Origin of the sequence: Raskinella chloraquaticus (SeqCode), from assembly GCF_021731865.1 — a bacterium.
In the GTDB taxonomy this organism is placed as follows: Bacteria; Pseudomonadota; Alphaproteobacteria; order Rhizobiales; family UBA4765; genus Raskinella; species Raskinella chloraquaticus.
Genome location: NZ_JAKFWN010000028.1, coordinates 72,653 through 90,441, shown reverse-complemented (window position 1 = coordinate 90,441; position 17,789 = coordinate 72,653). Strand labels below are relative to the sequence as shown.

The 17,789-nt window shown below is 58.6% G+C and carries 15 protein-coding genes, 1 tRNA gene and 1 pseudogene; 8 read left to right on the top strand and 9 right to left on the bottom strand.

All coding sequences use genetic code 11. The annotated features are described in order from the left end of the window. Position 1 precedes the first annotated feature (1 nt). The 6 genes from ACINK1_RS10360 to ACINK1_RS10335 form a co-directional block, all read right to left on the bottom strand. Positions 2–421: a hypothetical protein gene (locus ACINK1_RS10360; RefSeq protein ID WP_376800239.1), complete on the bottom strand. Its 420-nt coding sequence runs from the start codon at positions 419–421 to the stop codon at positions 2–4. Positions 422–497: 76 nt separating this feature from the next. Next, the gene (clpX, locus tag ACINK1_RS10355) at positions 498–1,760 is read right to left on the bottom strand and encodes an ATP-dependent Clp protease ATP-binding subunit ClpX (RefSeq protein ID WP_395760113.1); all 1,263 of its coding nucleotides are present in this window, start codon (positions 1,758–1,760) and stop codon (positions 498–500) included. A 198-nt stretch (positions 1,761–1,958) separates the two neighbouring features. Then, a complete protein-coding gene (locus ACINK1_RS10350; protein ID WP_376800241.1) occupies positions 1,959–2,588 on the bottom strand; it encodes an ATP-dependent Clp protease proteolytic subunit in 630 nt (209 codons plus the stop codon). A gap of 178 nt (positions 2,589–2,766) precedes the next feature. Then, positions 2,767–4,176 (bottom strand): trigger factor, encoded by a 1,410-nt coding sequence (gene tig / locus ACINK1_RS10345; RefSeq protein ID WP_376800242.1) that lies wholly within the window; start codon positions 4,174–4,176, stop codon positions 2,767–2,769. 144 nt (positions 4,177–4,320) lie between these two features. Next, a tRNA-Leu gene (locus ACINK1_RS10340) sits at positions 4,321–4,405 on the bottom strand. 81 nt (positions 4,406–4,486) lie between these two features. Next, positions 4,487–4,648, bottom strand: coding sequence for a hypothetical protein (locus tag ACINK1_RS10335; protein WP_376800243.1), 162 nt, complete (start codon positions 4,646–4,648; stop codon positions 4,487–4,489). A 79-nt stretch (positions 4,649–4,727) separates the two neighbouring features. Between ACINK1_RS10335 and ACINK1_RS10330 the strand changes: the two genes are divergently transcribed. The 6 genes from ACINK1_RS10330 (at position 4,728) to ACINK1_RS10305 (ending at position 13,313) form a co-directional block, all read left to right on the top strand. Further along, positions 4,728–6,047, top strand: coding sequence for a hypothetical protein (locus ACINK1_RS10330; protein ID WP_376800244.1), 1,320 nt, complete (start codon positions 4,728–4,730; stop codon positions 6,045–6,047). Positions 6,048–6,157: 110 nt separating this feature from the next. Then, complete coding sequence (locus ACINK1_RS10325) at positions 6,158–8,140, top strand: right-handed parallel beta-helix repeat-containing protein (RefSeq protein ID WP_376804015.1); 1,983 nt, start codon at positions 6,158–6,160, stop codon at positions 8,138–8,140. A 485-nt stretch (positions 8,141–8,625) separates the two neighbouring features. Next, positions 8,626–8,964: a P-II family nitrogen regulator gene (locus tag ACINK1_RS10320; protein WP_376800246.1), complete on the top strand. Its 339-nt coding sequence runs from the start codon at positions 8,626–8,628 to the stop codon at positions 8,962–8,964. 105 nt (positions 8,965–9,069) lie between these two features. After that, positions 9,070–10,479 carry a type I glutamate--ammonia ligase gene (gene glnA, locus ACINK1_RS10315; RefSeq protein WP_376800247.1) on the top strand — a complete coding sequence of 470 codons (1,410 nt, stop codon included), beginning with the start codon at positions 9,070–9,072 and terminating at the stop codon, positions 10,477–10,479. A 230-nt stretch (positions 10,480–10,709) separates the two neighbouring features. Continuing rightward, positions 10,710–12,740 (top strand): DNA topoisomerase IV subunit B, encoded by a 2,031-nt coding sequence (parE, locus tag ACINK1_RS10310; RefSeq protein WP_395760112.1) that lies wholly within the window; start codon positions 10,710–10,712, stop codon positions 12,738–12,740. A 219-nt stretch (positions 12,741–12,959) separates the two neighbouring features. Continuing rightward, a complete protein-coding gene (locus ACINK1_RS10305) occupies positions 12,960–13,313 on the top strand; it encodes a hypothetical protein (protein WP_376800249.1) in 354 nt (117 codons plus the stop codon). Positions 13,314–13,330: 17 nt separating this feature from the next. Here the strand turns inward: ACINK1_RS10305 and ACINK1_RS10300 are convergent, their stop codons facing one another. After that, positions 13,331–14,026 carry an alpha/beta fold hydrolase gene (locus ACINK1_RS10300; RefSeq protein WP_376800250.1) on the bottom strand — a complete coding sequence of 232 codons (696 nt, stop codon included), beginning with the start codon at positions 14,024–14,026 and terminating at the stop codon, positions 13,331–13,333. 168 nt (positions 14,027–14,194) lie between these two features. Between ACINK1_RS10300 and ACINK1_RS10295 the strand changes: the two are divergent. Both ACINK1_RS10295 and ACINK1_RS10290 read left to right on the top strand, forming a co-directional pair. Then, positions 14,195–15,700: pseudogene (locus tag ACINK1_RS10295) on the top strand (DEAD/DEAH box helicase). 152 nt (positions 15,701–15,852) lie between these two features. After that, positions 15,853–16,914 (top strand): GGDEF domain-containing protein, encoded by a 1,062-nt coding sequence (locus tag ACINK1_RS10290; RefSeq protein WP_376800252.1) that lies wholly within the window; start codon positions 15,853–15,855, stop codon positions 16,912–16,914. 23 nt (positions 16,915–16,937) lie between these two features. Here the strand turns inward: ACINK1_RS10290 and ACINK1_RS10285 are convergent, their stop codons facing one another. After that, a complete protein-coding gene (locus tag ACINK1_RS10285; RefSeq protein WP_376800253.1) occupies positions 16,938–17,345 on the bottom strand; it encodes a HesB/IscA family protein in 408 nt (135 codons plus the stop codon). 77 nt (positions 17,346–17,422) lie between these two features. Continuing rightward, positions 17,423–17,785 carry an SUF system Fe-S cluster assembly protein gene (locus ACINK1_RS10280; protein ID WP_376800254.1) on the bottom strand — a complete coding sequence of 121 codons (363 nt, stop codon included), beginning with the start codon at positions 17,783–17,785 and terminating at the stop codon, positions 17,423–17,425. Between the last annotated feature and the right edge of the window lie 4 nt (positions 17,786–17,789).

The window sequence follows — 17,789 nt, the reverse complement described above, 5'->3', positions numbered from 1 at the left end:
TTCACGGGTTTATGCCGTAGCTGCGCACACAGGGCACATATGAACCGGCCCAGTAACCGCCATTTTGCGACGCGCACAGGCTTCGGATGTCCGCTGCCTCACTGGCGCCCCGCTGTTCGGCGCGGTGCTGCTGCAATACCGGGCTGCTGTTGACGCGGCGCAGAAAACCCTGAGCACTGGGAAGCAGCTGCGCGCAGCGGCGCGCATAAGGGCTGCCTTCGTTGATGCAGTCACGCAAATTACTGATGAGAGATTCCGAATTGTACTGACATTCGTCCTTATCAATCGCCGAGCGGGAGGCGGCGCATTGCTGGCGCGTGTAGGCGTATTGCCGCTCGGGATTCCATTGCGCTGCCGCCGGGTCTATCGACAGCTGCAGACAAGCCGCGACGACCACCACAAACACCGCCAGGTACCGCATCGCGAGCCCTCTATCCAGTTATCCCTTACCTTGGGGAATAGAATAGAAGGGGGCTGCTTTACAAGCCCTGTTTGCTTCAGGCGGTTGCGCCTTTTTCCTCGGGACGGTCGCTGTAAATATAGAGCGGACGTCCCTTCCCTTCGACAACCTCTCCCGACAGCACAACTTCCGAGACACCTTCAAGGCCGGGAAGATCGTACATTGTCTCCAGCAATATGCCTTCCATGATGGAGCGAAGTCCGCGCGCGCCAGTCTTGCGGTCGATCGCCTTGCGGGCGATGGCGCGCAGAGCGTCATCCTTCACGCTGAGATCGACCTGTTCCATCTCAAAAAGACGCTGATACTGCTTGACGAGGGCATTTTTCGGCTCGGTCAGGATTTTGATCAGCGCATCCTCGTCGAGATCGCCAAGGGTCGCGATGACCGGCAAACGGCCGATGAATTCAGGAATAAGGCCAAACCGCAACAAATCCTCGGGTTCGACCATGCGGAACAGTTCGCCGGTGCGACGATCCTCGGGAGCTGCGACGTTGGCGGCAAAACCGATCGAGGTCGAGCGCGAACGCTGCGAAATGATCTTTTCGAGGCCGGCAAACGCACCGCCACAGATGAAAAGGATGTTGGTCGTATCGACCTGCAGGAATTCCTGCTGCGGATGCTTGCGCCCGCCCTGCGGCGGCACCGAAGCAACCGTCCCTTCCATGATCTTCAGCAAGGCCTGCTGCACGCCCTCGCCCGAGACGTCGCGGGTGATCGAGGGATTGTCGGATTTGCGGCTGATCTTGTCGACCTCGTCAATATAAACGATCCCGCGCTGCGCCCGCTCGACGTTGTAATCGGCGGCCTGCAACAACTTCAGAATGATGCTCTCGACGTCTTCACCAACGTAACCAGCTTCCGTCAGCGTGGTCGCATCCGCCATGGTGAAGGGCACGTCAAGGATGCGCGCCAGCGTCTGGGCGAGCAGCGTCTTGCCCGAACCGGTCGGACCGACCAGCAGGATGTTCGACTTCGACAATTCTACTTCATTGTTCTTTGCTGCATGATTGAGGCGCTTGTAATGATTGTGAACGGCCACCGACAGCACCCGTTTGGCATGCTCCTGGCCGATGACGTAATCATCCAGCACCTTGCAGATCTCGCGGGGTGTCGGTATCCCGTCGCGCGATTTGACGAGCGAGGATTTGTTTTCCTCGCGAATGATGTCCATGCACAGTTCGACGCACTCATCGCAGATGAACACCGTCGGCCCGGCGATGAGTTTACGCACCTCATGCTGGCTTTTGCCGCAGAACGAGCAGTAAAGCGTGTTCTTTGAATCACCGGTTGCCTTGCTCATGCCCGTCAAGCTCCTGTTCTATCCTCCGGCTGCGCTGTGACAGACGCATTCCCAGAGGTGAATTACCGAGTTGGCATCCTAGACCCGAACGCCAATCTGACCATGGTAACCGATCGAAGATCAAGAAGGCTTTAATTCGATCAGACAGATTTCATAGCTCACACGATCACGTTCGCATGAGCGTCACATTGTCGCCAATCAGGGCTTTGCGCTCTCTTCCGGGCGTTTTTCCATGACCTGATCGATAATGCCCCAGCTCTTGGCGCCCTCGGCGGTCATGAAATTATCACGCTCAAGCGCCGTCTCGACTTCCTTGAGATTGCGCCCGCAATGGCGGACATAGATCTCGTTCAGGCGCAATTTCAGGCTCTCCACCTCCTTGGCGTGAATGAGGATATCGGTCACCTGACCCTGGTAGCCGCCCGAAGGTTGATGAACCATGATGCGCGCATTAGGTAGCGCAAAGCGCTGATCCTTGGCGCCGGCTGCCAGAAGAAGCGAGCCCATCGAGGCCGCCTGACCGACACATAATGTCTGCACGGCGGGGCGTATGAACTGCATCGTGTCATAGATCGCCAGCCCCGAGGTGACCACGCCGCCGGGTGAATTAATGTACATGGCGATCTCTTTCTTGGGGTTTTCAGCCTCAAGAAACAGCAGCTGGGCGACCACCAGCGAGGCCATCCCGTCCTCGACCGGTCCGGTGAGGAAGATGATGCGCTCTTTCAGCAGCCGTGAATAGATATCATAGGCGCGTTCGCCGCGTGCGGTGCTCTCGACCACCATGGGCACGAGATAACTACCATATGTTTCAACAGGATCGCGCATGTTTCCTCGCCTAAAGAATCGGGATGTTTCCGGCCTCGCGCCGGAAATGTCCGCCGATATTGAGAGTGGGCTCGATCAGAGCCCGACTCATTCGCAGATGGGTATTATGCCGCCGTTGTGTAAGAGGCTGCAAACATTCTTGCGCAACGAGGCTAACGGCCAGCAGTCGTGAGGGCCGTTATTCGGCCTTCTTGCGGGTGCGCTTGGGTTTGGGTGCCTCGGCCTCAGCCTCGGTGCCGGGCTCACCTTCCTCAGGCGCGAAAAGAGCCGCACGCTCAATCTTGTTCTCGCTCACCTTGGCAAGTTCGAGGATATAATCGACAGCCTTCTCTTCGAAGATCGGAGCGCGCAATTCCGCCAGGGCTTCCGGGGTCTTGCGATAGAATTCGATCACTTCGCGCTCCTGACCGGGAAACTGGCGGGCGCGCTCGAAAAGGGCGCGGTTGATCTCTTCATCCAGCACCTTGATCTGGTTGCGCTCGCCAATTTCAGCCAGCAAAAGGCCGAGACGCACGCGGCGCTCGGCAATCTTGCGATAATCGGCCTTGGCCTCTTCCTCGTTCGTGCCCTCGTCGGCGAAACTGCGGCCGGCGCGCTCCATATCGGCGGTGAGATTGCGCCAGATGGCGTCCACTTCCTGATTGACCAAGGTTGGCGGCAGATCGAATTTATATTCACCATCAAGGACATCGAGAAGGCGACGCTTGAGGCGACGGCGCGACTGGGCGCCGTCCTCGCGGGCGATCTGATCGCGCACCGCCTCTTTCAGCTTGTCGATCCCTTCAAGCCCCAGCGTCTTGGCGAAATCATCATCCAGCTTGAGATCGCCAGGGGCAGCCACTTCGGTGACCGTGACGGCAAAGCTTGCCTCCTTGCCGGCCAGATGGGCGGCCTGATACTCGGCCGGAAACGTCACCTTCACGGTACGCTCATCACCGCTTTTGGCGCCGATCATCTGGTCTTCAAAACCGGGAATGAAGCTCTTTGAACCCAGAACCAGAGAAATACCTTGCGACGTGCCTCCCTCGAAGGCTTCGCCGTCGATGGTGCCGACGAAATCAATGGTCAGACGGTCCCCATCCTTTGCCGTCTCTCCTGCATCGCGGGCAACAAACGGCCGATTCTGGTCGGCAATGCGCTGGACAGCCTCATCGATGTCCTTGTCGCTGACCTCCGTCACGTCGCGCACCAGCGAAATCGACTTGAAATCCATCAATTCGATGGTCGGCAGGATTTCCATCGCCATCGTATAGGACAAATCGCCGCGCCCTTCGATGACTGCGGTGAGTTCATCCTGATCCTCGGGGAAATTGAGCTTTGGTTCGCTTGCCAGCTTCAGCTTGTGGTCAACCGTGATCGTCCGGGTGGCTTCGCCCACCGCGTCATTGACGACTTCAGCCATCGCCGACTTGCCGTAGACACGCTTCAGGTGCGCCAGCGGCACCTTGCCGGGGCGGAAACCGGGGATGTTGGCGCGCGCACGCATCTCTTCCAGGCGCGCCGACAGCTTGCTGCCCAGATCGCCAGCGGTGACGACGACCTTGAATTCACGCTTCAGGCCATCGTTCAGCGTTTCGGTAACTTGCATGGAATTCGTCCTCGGATAATGCGCGCAAAACCCAACGTCGCCATTTTTCAAGCGCGGCGGCGCGGATACGCTTCAAGATCGCGCGGTGCTACAGGAGTGAGCGAGGTTTTTCAAGGCGGCTGCATCCGCCAAAAGAATGTTAGGTGGTGCGGGCGGAGGGACTCGAACCCCCACGACTTGCGCCGCTGGAACCTAAATCCAGTGCGTCTACCAGTTCCGCCACGCCCGCGCGGGGTGCTGTATATCATGGGTCATGGGGAGCCGCGCGTGGAAAATCGATCTTATACCCACGACTTTCCCCAATGGTGACTTAACGTCGATCAGTCATCAGCAACACCGTCTGCAGCACGAGAAAACCGGCAGCCATGGTCAAAAAACCAGCTGCCTGTGCATCATGCCCTGCATAATGGTCAATCGTTGCATAAAATGCGACGAGAACCGCAAGGCCAAAGCCAAGGACGGTTTTCGACATGAGACACCTCCGTTTCAAAACGGGACATCGCCGGGGCGTGATATTGCCCCAGGCCATGACTAAGCCAGATGCATGCCAGATGGGCACGACATCGGGTGTCAACCGCCGCGAGGTCATTGGAGGCGGGCTGATGCTCGCGCTCCTTGCCATGGACCGCGCGCATGGCGAGCCGGGCTACCCGCCGGCGCTGCGCCCTTCACCCCAGACGCTGACCATCGAGCAAGCCCGCGTCCAGTTATTGCCAGCGCCGGCGCTTGCGAGCGAGTTGCTGTCGATAAACGGGCCTGCCGGCGATCAGGCTTTGAGATTGCGGGCCGGCAGCGAAGACCGTGTGATCTTCAAAAACACCCTCGATCATCCGGTGTCGGTGGTGGCGCGCGGCTTTCGCGGCGACGGGTTTGCAAGCAGTGGCGAGACCATCGCGCCCATGAGCGAGCGCATGTTTGTGGTGCGCCCTCATCGCGGCGGCTCATGCCTTCTGGTGCCATCGCCGCTCGAAGCACAACTCAGCGAGCGCGGCATGGCGAGCCTGCTGATCGTCGAGGACAGGGAACAGACCGCCGCTGACAATGATGTCGGCGTTCTGCTCAAGGATTTTCGCCTGTCGCCCAATGGCTCGATTGTGCCCGCGACCGGGCCACGGCTCGGTAATGCGCTTGCGGTCAATGGCCGATTGGAACGGTTTGATGTGCCGATCCGCCGCCATGAAAGGCTGCGCCTGCGGCTTGCCAATGCGTCGACCGTCCGCATTCTCGTGCTCGAGATGCGCGGGTTCGTGCCGCGCATCGTCGCGCTCGACGGGGCGCCGTGCGAGGTTTTCGAACCGGCTGGCAATAAAATCGTCCTGCCGCCCGGCGGGCGGGTCGATCTGCTGGTTGAGATCAACGCCAGACCGGACGCTCCACTCGCCATCTCGACGCGGCTAGGACCGATTGATGTGGACCTGATCGGCCTGCCTTTTGTCGGCGATCACCCGTTGCGACAGGGCTTGCCTGAACCCTTCATCGCCCTGCCGGAGGTGAAGGCACCGCGGCTTGATCTGGCAAAAGCCCTGCGCGTCACCGTGTCGCCCGGGGGGCGGCATTGGCTTGGAGAGGCACAAGCCAGCGCCCTCGCAGCCCCGTTGTTTTCTGCCGCCCTCGGCCGCACGATCGTCCTGATCGTCGACAATTTGCGCCCCGCCCCTGCCGTGCTCCATTGCGACAGCCAGCATCTGCGCCCGCTCGATGGCCTTGATGATGGCGTCAAGCCCTGGGTCCTCGACACCATCCTTCTGGAGCCTGGCGAGCGCCTGCTTTTGGCCTTCGTTGCTGAACGCCCGGGACTTCACCGTCTCTACTGGCGCGATCTGGCAGCGCCGTTTCGCGGATTTGCCAGCAGCTTTTCAATTACGGCGTAGAAAATAAATCTTATATTATAATTTTATATATTTAATTATCACATCAATTAAAAACATGTTCTATATATAGTATTATTCGACACAAATATAATTACATACAAAATAAAAATTTGTCTATTTTATACAATCGACAGCAACATATTATGAATACACTATGTCATGCCCAACCCATCTATTTATTACATTTTTGTTCAAGGAGTCGCATATCGATGTTATCAACATTCCAACTTCATCCACAGCCCAAATCAGCCCTCACCCTCGCGGCATTGCTGCTGAGTGTCGCACTGCCGACGCCCGCCAGCGCCCAAGCAAGCCCCGCCACACCACAGCAGACGTCGCGCATTTGCGCGGCACTGCAATCAAGTCTGCCTGCATCCGTTTATCAATCGATATGTGGTGCAAATCCAACCTATTCGATCGGATTGTTGCCGAAGTCCGGTTCTACCGCCTCAACACCCACGCGCCCTCCGGGTGAACCGCAAGGGGCTGCGCCGGCTGTTCCGACTTATCCGCAGGAATGTCTGGCCGCCACCAATGCTCACCGGGTTGACGAATTCGGCGCCTTTGTCGCGCAGGACACGCGGCCTGCAGTGATTGCCGCCAACGCGGCTACGGTGAACAGCGCCATTGAAACCTTGGGCGCCAAGGGCGGAGGAACGATCTGCCTCCCCGAGGGCCGCTATACGCTCGGCTTCAAAACAGGATTCCCCTCCAACGCCAATGTGACGGCTGCTATCGTCATTGCCCGCGACAACATCACGCTGTGGGGCGCAGGCCCGGGCCGTACGGTCCTGCTGACGCCGCCGGAATATCAAGTTGTCAACGGCAAGGTACTGCGCGGGCGCGGCATTCACGTGCAGGGCACGAACAAAGCAACCGCGCCGCGCGTCAACATCACGCTGAAGCGTTTCGAACTCGACGGCCAGGCGGGATGGACGGGTAAATATTATTTCCCTGCGGACACCGGAACGGGCGATGGCTGGGACATCACCCACAAAGGCATCGTGCCGTCGCAGGACACGCAGGTCGACAATGTCGTGCTCGAGGATATTTATGTTCATCGCTATCGCGGCGAGGTCATTTATGTCGGCGGTCTCGGCATGAAGCGGCTGCATCTCAACCGCGTTAAATCAGAAGACACCAACGCCTCGACCTATAATGTGACGGCCGATGCCATCGTCGAAAATTCGGAATTCGGCCTCAGCCGCTTCTGGATCGAAATCGGCACGGCCTTCCAAGGCAAGTCCGGAACCTTCCGTAATAATATCTTCCACAGCGCCCGCGGAGGTCAGGGTATCGCGCTTGCGCAGGGTGACGGCCTTGAACAGCCCTACACCTTCATCAATAACCGCTTCTCCGATTGCGTCGGCGTCTTCGGCTTTTATGGTGGCGTCGGCGGCCCCATCCGCATCACCAACAACACCGCCAGCAATTGCCCGACGGGTAGTTTTGTCCAATTCGGAACGGCTCCCAATACCGTGGTTGCCGGGCTGAGGATCAACAAGAATATCGTTGTTCAGGACAATTCTGTCTCCGGTTTCCGTCAGTTTGTAACGCTTGGCGGTCAGGTGGACAATTTGCTCGTACAGACTAACACTTTCCGCAGCGCAGATCTGGCGACCTCTAGCAGCGTTGTCTATGGTGCGGCAGGTGATTACAAGGCAATCAAGATTGCCAACAATCAGTTCTATGAAACACGCCCTCCATCGTTAAATGCCTTGAATTTTGTCGGCACGCGCCCCCTGTTCTCAGGCAACAGCTACAATATCCTGTCTGGGCCCACCTACTCGAATGTGGTCGCCAACGGTACCGTCGTGACACCGGTCTATGAACTTTTTCGGGTCCACGCTGGGAGTTCACTCGTGACAGCTACCCTCAACACCAGCCAGTATAGCGACGGCCAGGTCATCAAGGTGAGCGGCGGGTCGCCTACGGCAAAGGTCGTGTTCGCGACCGGTAGCCAGAATGGTTACGCTGTGCCGGCAACTCGCACCTTCACCGGCACGCAGACGATGGAGCTTCGTTATAATTCGGCCGCCAAGATCTGGAACGAAATATCGTTCTCGGAAACCGGCGTCACGGCGGCTCGCTAGACGCGCCCATCAGAGCAGATTGCGATTACCCTGAATCGCAATCTGCTCTTATCTTATTGTTTTCGCATGCTGTTACAGAAAATCCAGTTTCTACGTTTTTACAGCATGCTCCAAACCATGCGACGAGACGGGCTCCTGACACCGGTAGCCCGTCTTTTGCGTCGCAGGCGACAGGCTAACGGTCGATCAGAACCTGTCGTTATGACCGACGATCCCCGCGCATCTGTCACAGCCCTGCGACGCGTGCTATCGGACAAAACATCTGTATAATTTTTGTGCAAATTGCCCTTTTTTTAGGCAATTATTGCCGGACACAACAAATATCGATCCGTTTACCGGCCGATCATCCGATATTTCCTCGCCATTTTTCGTCTGGCAACTGGCACGCCCCCTGCTAGGGTGACCGCGGAATGAGGCGTTTGAAGCGGGCGCCGCTCATAAGACATTGTGGTTTAAAAGGCCGGGGAAAGCTCAGGACAATTTTCATGAAAAAAATCGAGGCGATCATCAAGCCCTTCAAGCTCGACGAGGTGAAGGAAGCGCTGCAGGAGGTAGGGCTTCAAGGCATCACAGTCACTGAAGCCAAGGGTTTTGGCCGCCAGAAGGGCCATACAGAGCTTTATCGTGGCGCGGAATACGTGGTCGATTTTCTGCCGAAGGTGAAGATTGAGGTGGTTCTGCGGGATGATCAGGTCGAATCATCGATCGAGGCTATCCGCAAGGCGGCCCAGACAGGGCGCATCGGCGATGGCAAGATTTTCGTGTCGACCATAGAAGAGGTTGTGCGCATCCGTACCGGAGAGACTGGCGAAGACGCGATTTGAGGGTTTAGAGCGTGGACTAAGGATGTTCACCGCCATCCGGGCCGACATCCACCGCGCGCTGTTTGCAGAAGGTTCCGCAACCGGAGCCATGAAAAGGGGAAAACTATGAAGACTGCAAAAGATGTCCTGAAGCTGATCAAGGACAAGGATGTGAAATATGTCGATTTCCGCTTCACCGACTATCGCGGCAAGTGGCAGCATCTGACGTATGACGTGACAATGGTTGACGAGGACATGTTTGCGGAAGGCATCATGTTCGACGGTTCGTCGATTGCCGGTTGGAAGGCGATCAATGAATCCGACATGATGTTGATGCCAGACCCCTCCAGCACCACGGTTGATCCCTTCTTTGCCCAGACAACGATCTCGGTGGTCTGCGACATTCTCGACCCGATCTCGGGCGAGCATTACAATCGCGATCCGCGCTCGATTGCCAAGAAGGCGGAAGCCTACGTCAAACAGCTCAAGATCGGCGACACCATCATGTTCGGCCCGGAAGCCGAATTCTTCATCTTCGACGATGTGAAATACGCCGCCGACCCCTACAATACCGGCTTTCGCGTCGACAGCATGGAATTGCCGACCAATACGGATGCCGAATATGAGTCGGGCAATCTTGGTCACCACATCGCCACCAAGGGCGGTTATTTCCCGGTCCCGCCGCTCGACAGTTGCCAGGATATCCGCTCGGAAATGCTCGCTGCCATGGCGCAGATGGGCGTAACGGTTGAAAAGCACCATCACGAAGTGGCTTCCGCCCAGCACGAGCTTGGCATGAAGTTCAACACGCTGGTGACCATGGCCGATCAGCTGCAGATCTATAAGTACTGCATCCACAACGTCGCCCAGGCCTATGGCAAAACAGCGACTTTCATGCCCAAGCCGGTTTATGGCGATAACGGGTCAGGCATGCACTGCCACCAGTCGATCTGGAAGGATGGCAAACCGCTGTTTGCCGGCGACAAATATGCCGGCCTGTCAGAAGCCTGCCTGTTCTACATCGGCGGCGTCATCAAGCATGCCAAGGCAATCAACGCCTTCACCAACCCGACGACCAATTCCTACAAGCGTCTGGTTCCGGGTTTCGAGGCCCCCGTGCTGCTCGCCTATTCGGCGCGCAACCGCTCGGCCTCCTGCCGTATTCCGTGGACGAATTCGCCCAAGGCCAAGCGCGTGGAAGTGCGCTTCCCCGATCCGGCCGCCAACCCCTATCTCGGTTTTGCGGCGCTGCTGATGGCCGGCATTGACGGCATCGTCAACAAGATCCATCCGGGCGAAGCCATGGACAAGGATCTCTATGATCTGCCGCCGCGCGAGTTGAAGAAGATCCCGACGGTGTGCGGGAGCTTGCGCGAGGCCCTCGTCTCGCTCGACAAGGACCGCAAATTCCTCACCGCTGGCGGCGTCTTCTCCGATGACATGATCGACAGCTATATCGACCTCAAGATGGGCGAAGTGATCCGCTTCGAGCACACGCCGCATCCGGTCGAATACGCGATGTATTATTCCTGCTGAGCGCGTTTGTCAGATACCGGAAAAGGCGGCTTCGGCCGCCTTTTTTGTTGAATTGACAAGGTAATGCCACACTCACTGACGATAAACCTGCCATCACGGGCTGCACGGAGGGTGGCTGCGATCCTTGTCCCGGCAACGTCCTGTGAAGACCAGCGCACAGATGACCATAACATGCGATTATCATCGCAGTGATTCGGGACGACGCCCCGGCCCTCCAGGAGACCTGCCCGATGGCACGCGACAATTCGGCAAAAGTGCCGGATCTCTTTGCCAGCATTGAGCGAACCGCGCCCGCCGCGAAGCCGGCGCGTGTGGTGGCGCCGGCGAGTGACGGCACCTATAACGCTTCCGCCATCGAGGTCCTTGAAGGTCTGGAGCCGGTGCGCCGCCGCCCCGGCATGTATATCGGCGGCACCGATGAAAAGGCACTCCACCATCTCTTCGCCGAGGTCATCGACAACGCCATGGACGAGGCGATTGCCGGTCATGCGAGTTTCATTGAAGTGGAGATGAGCGCTGACGGCGTGCTGGCGGTGAGCGATAACGGGCGCGGTATTCCGGTTGATCCGCATCCGCGCTTTCCGCAGAAATCGGCGCTGGAAGTGATCATGTGCACGCTGCACGCCGGCGGCAAATTCGGCTCGGGTGCCTATGAGACATCAGGCGGCCTTCACGGCGTTGGCGTATCGGTCGTCAATGCGCTTTCCGAAATGCTGGAAGTCGAAGTGGCGCGCGGGCAGATGCTCTACCGCCAGACGTTTTCGCGCGGGCTGCCGACGAGCGAGCTACAGACGCTTGGCAAGGTCACCAACCGGCGCGGCACCAAAGTGCGCTTTATCCCGGACGCTGACATCTTCACCAAGGGTGCGCGCTTTGATCCGGCCCGTGTCTTTCGCATGGCGCGCGCCAAGGCCTATCTCTTTGCCGGCGTTGAAATCCGCTGGCGCTGCGATGCGGCGCTCGCCGAGAAAGACAAGGTTCCGACCGAGGACACTTTCAAGTTTCCCGGCGGGCTTGGCGACTACCTGCAAAGCCGGCTTGATACCAGCCTGCAGGTGGTGCCGGCGCTCTTTGCCGGGCGCAGCGAGAAGCGCAGCGGCCATGGCGCGGTCGAGTGGGCGGCGGCCTTCGTCGTCGACGAGGCGCAATGCTCATCCTACTGCAACACCATCCCGACGCCTGAGGGTGGCACCCATGAGGCGGGCCTGAGGCTGGCGCTGCTCAAGGGCTTCAAGGCCTATGGCGATCTGGCGGGCAACAAGAAGATCGCCCAGGTGACGTCGGATGATTTGGGTGTTGCCCTGCAGGCAATGGTCTCGGTCTTTGTGCGCGAACCGGAATTCGTTGGCCAGACCAAGGACCGGCTGGCAACGATCGAGGCTGGACGGATTGTCGAGAATGCGGTGCGCGATGCCTTCGACCATTGGCTGGCGGATGACCCGGCACGCGCCAACCGCGTCGTCGATTTTCTCATCGACAGGGCCGAGGATCGCCTGCGCCGGCGCGCAGAAAAGGAAACGCTGCGCAAGACGGCCACCAAGAAGCTGCGCCTGCCGGGCAAGCTTGCCGATTGCGCCCAGGCGGGTCTGGCCGGGTCAGAACTATTCATCGTCGAAGGTGATTCCGCCGGCGGTTCAGCCAAACAGGCGCGCAATCGCGCCACGCAAGCCGTGCTGCCGCTGCGCGGCAAAATCCTCAACGTTGCCGCTGCCGGCAAGGACAAGGTACGCGACAACCAGCAGCTCTCCGACCTGTTGATGGCGCTGGGGGTGGGCACGGGCCATGCCTACCGCGAGGAGGATCTGCGCTACGAGAAAATCATCATCATGACGGATGCCGACGTGGACGGCGCCCACATCGCCTCATTGCTCATCACCTTCTTCTGGCGCCAGATGCCGAAGATCATCGAGGGGGGGCGCGTTTTTCTTGCCGTCCCTCCCCTCTATCGCCTCAGCCAGGGCGGCAAATCGGCCTATGCGCGTGATGATGCGCACAAGGATGATTTGCTGCGCACCATGTTTTCCGGCCGCGGGCAGGTCGATATCTCGCGCTTCAAGGGCCTTGGCGAAATGATGCCGGCGCAGTTGAAGGAGACAACCATGGATCCGGGCAAGCGGATGCTGCTCAAGGTGATGGTGGCGCGCGAGGATGTCGAATTGGCCGAGGCGGCTGTCGAGCGGCTGATGGGCAACAAGGCTGAATCGCGCTTCACCTTCATCAGCGAACGGGCGCCCTATGCGAGCGGGCTGATCGATATCTAGACCTCATGGAAGCGACCACAGCCGGAGGTTCAGCAGTCCGCACGACCACGTGCAGCGCCGGCAACCCGGAAATGATATACATTATAGACAATCGCGGCGCCTGCGCGTCCGCCTGTTGGCATAATGAACTCCGGGTTATTCTCCGGGGAACCATGTTTTTGAACCAGGATGCAATCCTTTGGTTGTATCATCAGGTTACAAGAACAGAAGGGGGCATGAATGGCCCGTATCCTCGTGCTGGTTATCGCCCTGGCTGCAACATTGGCGATTACGGTTGATTTTTCTTGGCTTCACAGGGGCGCTGCCCCCAATGCCGATGAAATCCGGCTGGCTTTCGACCGTGGACTGGCTGCTGCACCTGACGGGCAGATCCAGACCGTCATCACCCAGCTCGATCCGTCGCGTTGCGTGGCGCGCAGTTCGCCGATTTATTCAGGCGGGGTCTATCGCTGCCGCGTGCGGCTGGAAACGTCGCTCTCCACTGGCGAGCGGCATGGCGCCGATGCCTCGCTCACCATCGCGCCCTTTGAGCGGGAATGGACGGTTATTTCGCTCAGCACGCTTAAGGAATGAGCGCGTCGGAAAGCCCTTCAAACCCACCAACCAGCCAATAGCCGCGTTACCGTTTCCGGTTTTTCGAGCGTGGAGAGATGACCGCAATCAGGGATGATTTCAAGCCGCGCGCCGATAATTCCATGAGCGATCTCTTCGGCTTGCGCCAAGGGTGTTGCGCTATCCTCGGCACCGACAATAACCAGCGTTGGAACGGCGATCGCTGGCAGGATCGGCAACGCTGACTGCCGTGTAGCAATTGCCATCAACTGGCGGACGAACGCATCGGCTCCGGTCTCGGCCATCATGTCAAAATAAATCTGCCGCAGATGGTGGTCTTCATGGCGTGCGGGATGGACGTAACCTGGATAAAGCGCGGCTGCCGCGCTCATCAGCTCTCCTTGTCCGACACGCGCAGCAAGCTTGCGGCGGGTTTCCTTGCGCTCTGTGCTGTCTGCAACCGCGTTGGTATCGAGGAGCGCCAGGCGGTTCACCCGCTCGGGCGCCAGGCGCATGATCTCGAATGAGATATATCCGCCCATCGACAGGCCAGCGAGCGCAAAGCGAGGGGGCGCATGATCGAGAAAGCGCCGGGCAATCTCGCGCATACTGCTATCAGCGCGATGATCGAGAACCATCACTTCGCCATGCGGTTTCAGTGCCAGAAGTTGCGGTTCAAACAGTCTTGAGGTGCATCCGAGGCCCGGCACAAGAACCAGCGGTGAATGGGCCACGATCAATATCCTTTTTGGGTTTTTTATCGCCGGGCGGCGCGCAGAAAGATTGACTTTGCACGCCCTGTCTCTATGTTACTAGAGAGCGTTTGGACTAATTCAAGCGGTCATTTCGTCGCGAAAGCCTGACGTTGCTTCGCGAACACTCTGTCCAAGAAAAGTAGCTTCATGTCATTTTCCGACCTCGGCTTGTCCGAAAAGGTCCTGACCGCAGTAAGTGCTGCCGGTTATAGCGAACCAACCCCCATCCAGTCCGAGGCCATTCCTCACATTCTACAGCGGCGCGACCTGATCGGCATCGCCCAGACCGGTACCGGCAAGACGGCAGCCTTCACCTTGCCGATGCTGACGCTGCTGGAAAGCGGGCGGGCGCGGGCGCGCATGCCGCGAACACTCATCCTTGAGCCAACGCGCGAACTGGCGGCGCAGGTTGAGGAAAACTTCTCCCGCTATGGCACCAACCACAAACTCAATCTGGCGCTCATCATCGGCGGCGTGTCGTTTGGTGATCAGGATACCAAGATCAATCGGGGCGTCGACGTCTTGATCGCCACACCCGGACGTCTGCTTGATCATATCGAGCGCGGCAAGCTGCTGCTGACAGGCATCGAGATCCTGGTGATCGATGAAGCGGATCGCATGCTAGACATGGGGTTCATTCCCGATATCGAGCGCATCTGCAAGCTGGTGCCGTTCACCCGGCAGACGCTGTTCTTCTCCGCCACCATGCCGCCCGAGATCAAGCGGCTTACCGAAAATTTCCTGTCAAATCCGGTACGTGTCGAAGTGGCGCGCCCGGCATCAGCTGCCGCCACCATCACGCAAAGGCTGATTGCCACGGGCGGCGAGGCGCATGAAAAGCGCGAAGCGCTGCGCCAGCAGATCGCGCAGGCAAGCGGGCTGAAGAACGCTATCGTCTTCTGCAATCGCAAGCGCGATGTTGCCGTTGTCTTCCGCTCCCTGCTCAAGCATGGCCTCAATGTCGGTTCGCTCCATGGCGACATGGACCAGTCCTCGCGCACGCAAACACTCGACAAGTTCCGCTCAGGCGAGATTACTCTGCTCGTTGCCTCCGATGTGGCGGCCCGCGGCCTCGACATTCCAGATGTGAGCCATGTTTTCAATTACGACGTGCCGCATCATGCCGAGGACTATGTGCACCGCATCGGGCGAACAGGACGGGCAGGACGAGCCGGCCATGCGGCCATGCTCGTGACATCAGCTGACAGCAAGACACTCGCCACTATAGAACAGCTCATCGGTACCAAGATCTAGTGGGAAGGCAGCTCAACTCCACCCGCCAGCGAGAATGAGCCGGCAACGCGCAGCCGGCAACGTCGCGGCTACAGCGAGGATCGTCATGGCGAGGCATCGCAAGGTCGCGGCGAGCGCAGTGGCAGATCCGCCAAGCGACGTGACAAAGGACACGACAGCACTGGCGACAAGGTGAGCCGGCCCAAAGATGCCGCCTCCGAGCGCCCGGCAGATGCCGGCGTGGCGCCGCGTCGCGAGCGGCCCGACGAGCGCCCCGCTCGCCAATCCGCGCCGGCAGTGACGAAGGAACGGCCGGCACAACGACCAAGGCGCTCGGACACCAATGAGGTTCACAACGAACCGCGAGGCCTTGGCGATCATGTTCCAGCGTTTTTGCTGCGGGCTGTGCGGCCACGCTAGCGGGGTCACGCTGCATTTTGCGATCAGATTACGCAAAATTGCGTGGCCAGAGGCCGTACTGCTGGAAACATTAAGAAAAAATTAGGCTTGCGAAATCTAAAGTCATCAACCTGCACGCTCGGTGTCGCGTTGATAAGCTTTGGAGCCATGTTTTGGACCAGAAAGATGACTTCCTCCGCACGATTGGCTACGGCGAAGCAGCAATCGGGCATCTCAAGGCGCATATAACGCCCGCCTATCCGCGCAATTACGAGATTTGGTACACCTATGCTGCTGGCTATAATCAGTCTCTCAACAAGGCATTGAATGCGCTGTTGCGCAATTCCGAGATGATCTCGGCTGAAGATACCGCACGGATCTACGAGGAGTTTCTGGCCCCGCACCGGTTCGGTGATCGGGTCGAGCGGATCGGCGGCAAGCTGTCAGGCGAGCTGCGCGATGTCGTCAACGCCATCGATACGGCGCGCAAGGATGCCATCGCCTACAGCGAAACCCTCGAAGGGGCCTCGGGCGATCTGGCGCGTTCGGCCAAGGATGAGGATGCGCTGCAGCGCATCGTCGAGACGCTGGTGAGCGAAACGAAGGATATGGCGACGCGCAATGTCGATCTTGAGGAAAAGCTCCGCGATTCCAAGCGCCAGATCGAAGAGCTGCGCGTTTCGCTTGAAACCATCCGCAATGAAACATTGACCGACCCGCTGACCGGCCTTGCCAATCGCCGCTGTCTTGATCAGTCGCTGGAGCGCTGCATCATCGACGCGCAGTCGAACAACATGCCGTTGTCGCTACTGATTTCCGACATAGATCATTTCAAGAAGTTCAACGACGTCTATGGGCATCAGACCGGCGATCAGGTCCTGCGTCTGGTTGCCACTGCCGTCAAGCAGAACGTCAAGGGACAGGATATCGCGGCGCGCTTTGGCGGCGAGGAATTCTGCATCCTGCTGCCGCGCACCGATCTTCCAGCCGCTCTGAGGGTGGCGGAACATGTCCGCCAAAGCGTCATGGGCAAGGAACTCATCAAGCGCTCAACGGGCGAGCGTCTGGGCCGGATCACGATTTCGATTGGCTGCGCCGTGCTACGTCCAGGCGACACGTCCGATATGATCATCGACCGTGCCGATCAGGCGATGTATCTGGCGAAAAGGCAGGGGCGTAATCGCGTCTGTACTGAACTCGATGTTGCTCAGCAAGAAGGCTCACAGGTCGCCTGATTGCCGGTGACGTGTTGGCAGGTTCAATCGCTCACCGCCTCTGCCGCCGGTGTGATCGCAACGGATTCACCGCAACCGCAGGCACTGGTCTGATTGGGGTTTTCAAAGACAAATCCCGACGTCAGCTTGTCACTGCGAAAATCCATGGTCGTTCCCAGCAGAAACAAAACGGCTTTGCTGTCGATGAGAACCCGCACACCCTTGTCCTCGATGATCTCGTCATGGGGTTCCGCCTTCTCGGCATAATCCATCGTGTAGGACATGCCGGCGCAGCCGCCATTTTTGACACCCACGCGCACGCCATAAAGCGGGCGCTCGGAGCGCGCCATGATATGGCGTACGCGCTCGGCTGCGGTCTCCGTCAACGTCACCACGGACATACGCGGGCGGCGGCGCGGGGGTAGCGAAGATGCGGATGTCTCAGCGGTCATATCGTTTCACCTTCTGCCCGCGATCGATCAAACATCATTGAACGGGCGTCGCGATTGTCGAGAGTACATGGGCACTACTAAAACATATTCAAGGCAACCCGTGCCTCGTCTGACATGCGCGAAGGATCCCATGGCGGATCGAAGACCATCTGGACCTTGACGCCGGAAACACCGGGAACCGTCGATACGGCATTTTCCACCCAGCCCGGCATCTCGCCAGCAACCGGACAGGCGGGAGCGGTCAACGTCATGTCGATGTCGACAAAGCGATCATCGTTGATATCGACGCGGTAGATCAGTCCCAGCTCGTAAATATCGCAGGGAATTTCCGGGTCATAAACGGTCTTGAGGGCTGCGACGATGTCGTCGGTCAGGCGATCGATATCGCTGCCCGATGGTGAGACCGCCGTTGTCGCAGGTGTTATCGTATCCTGGCTCATTCGA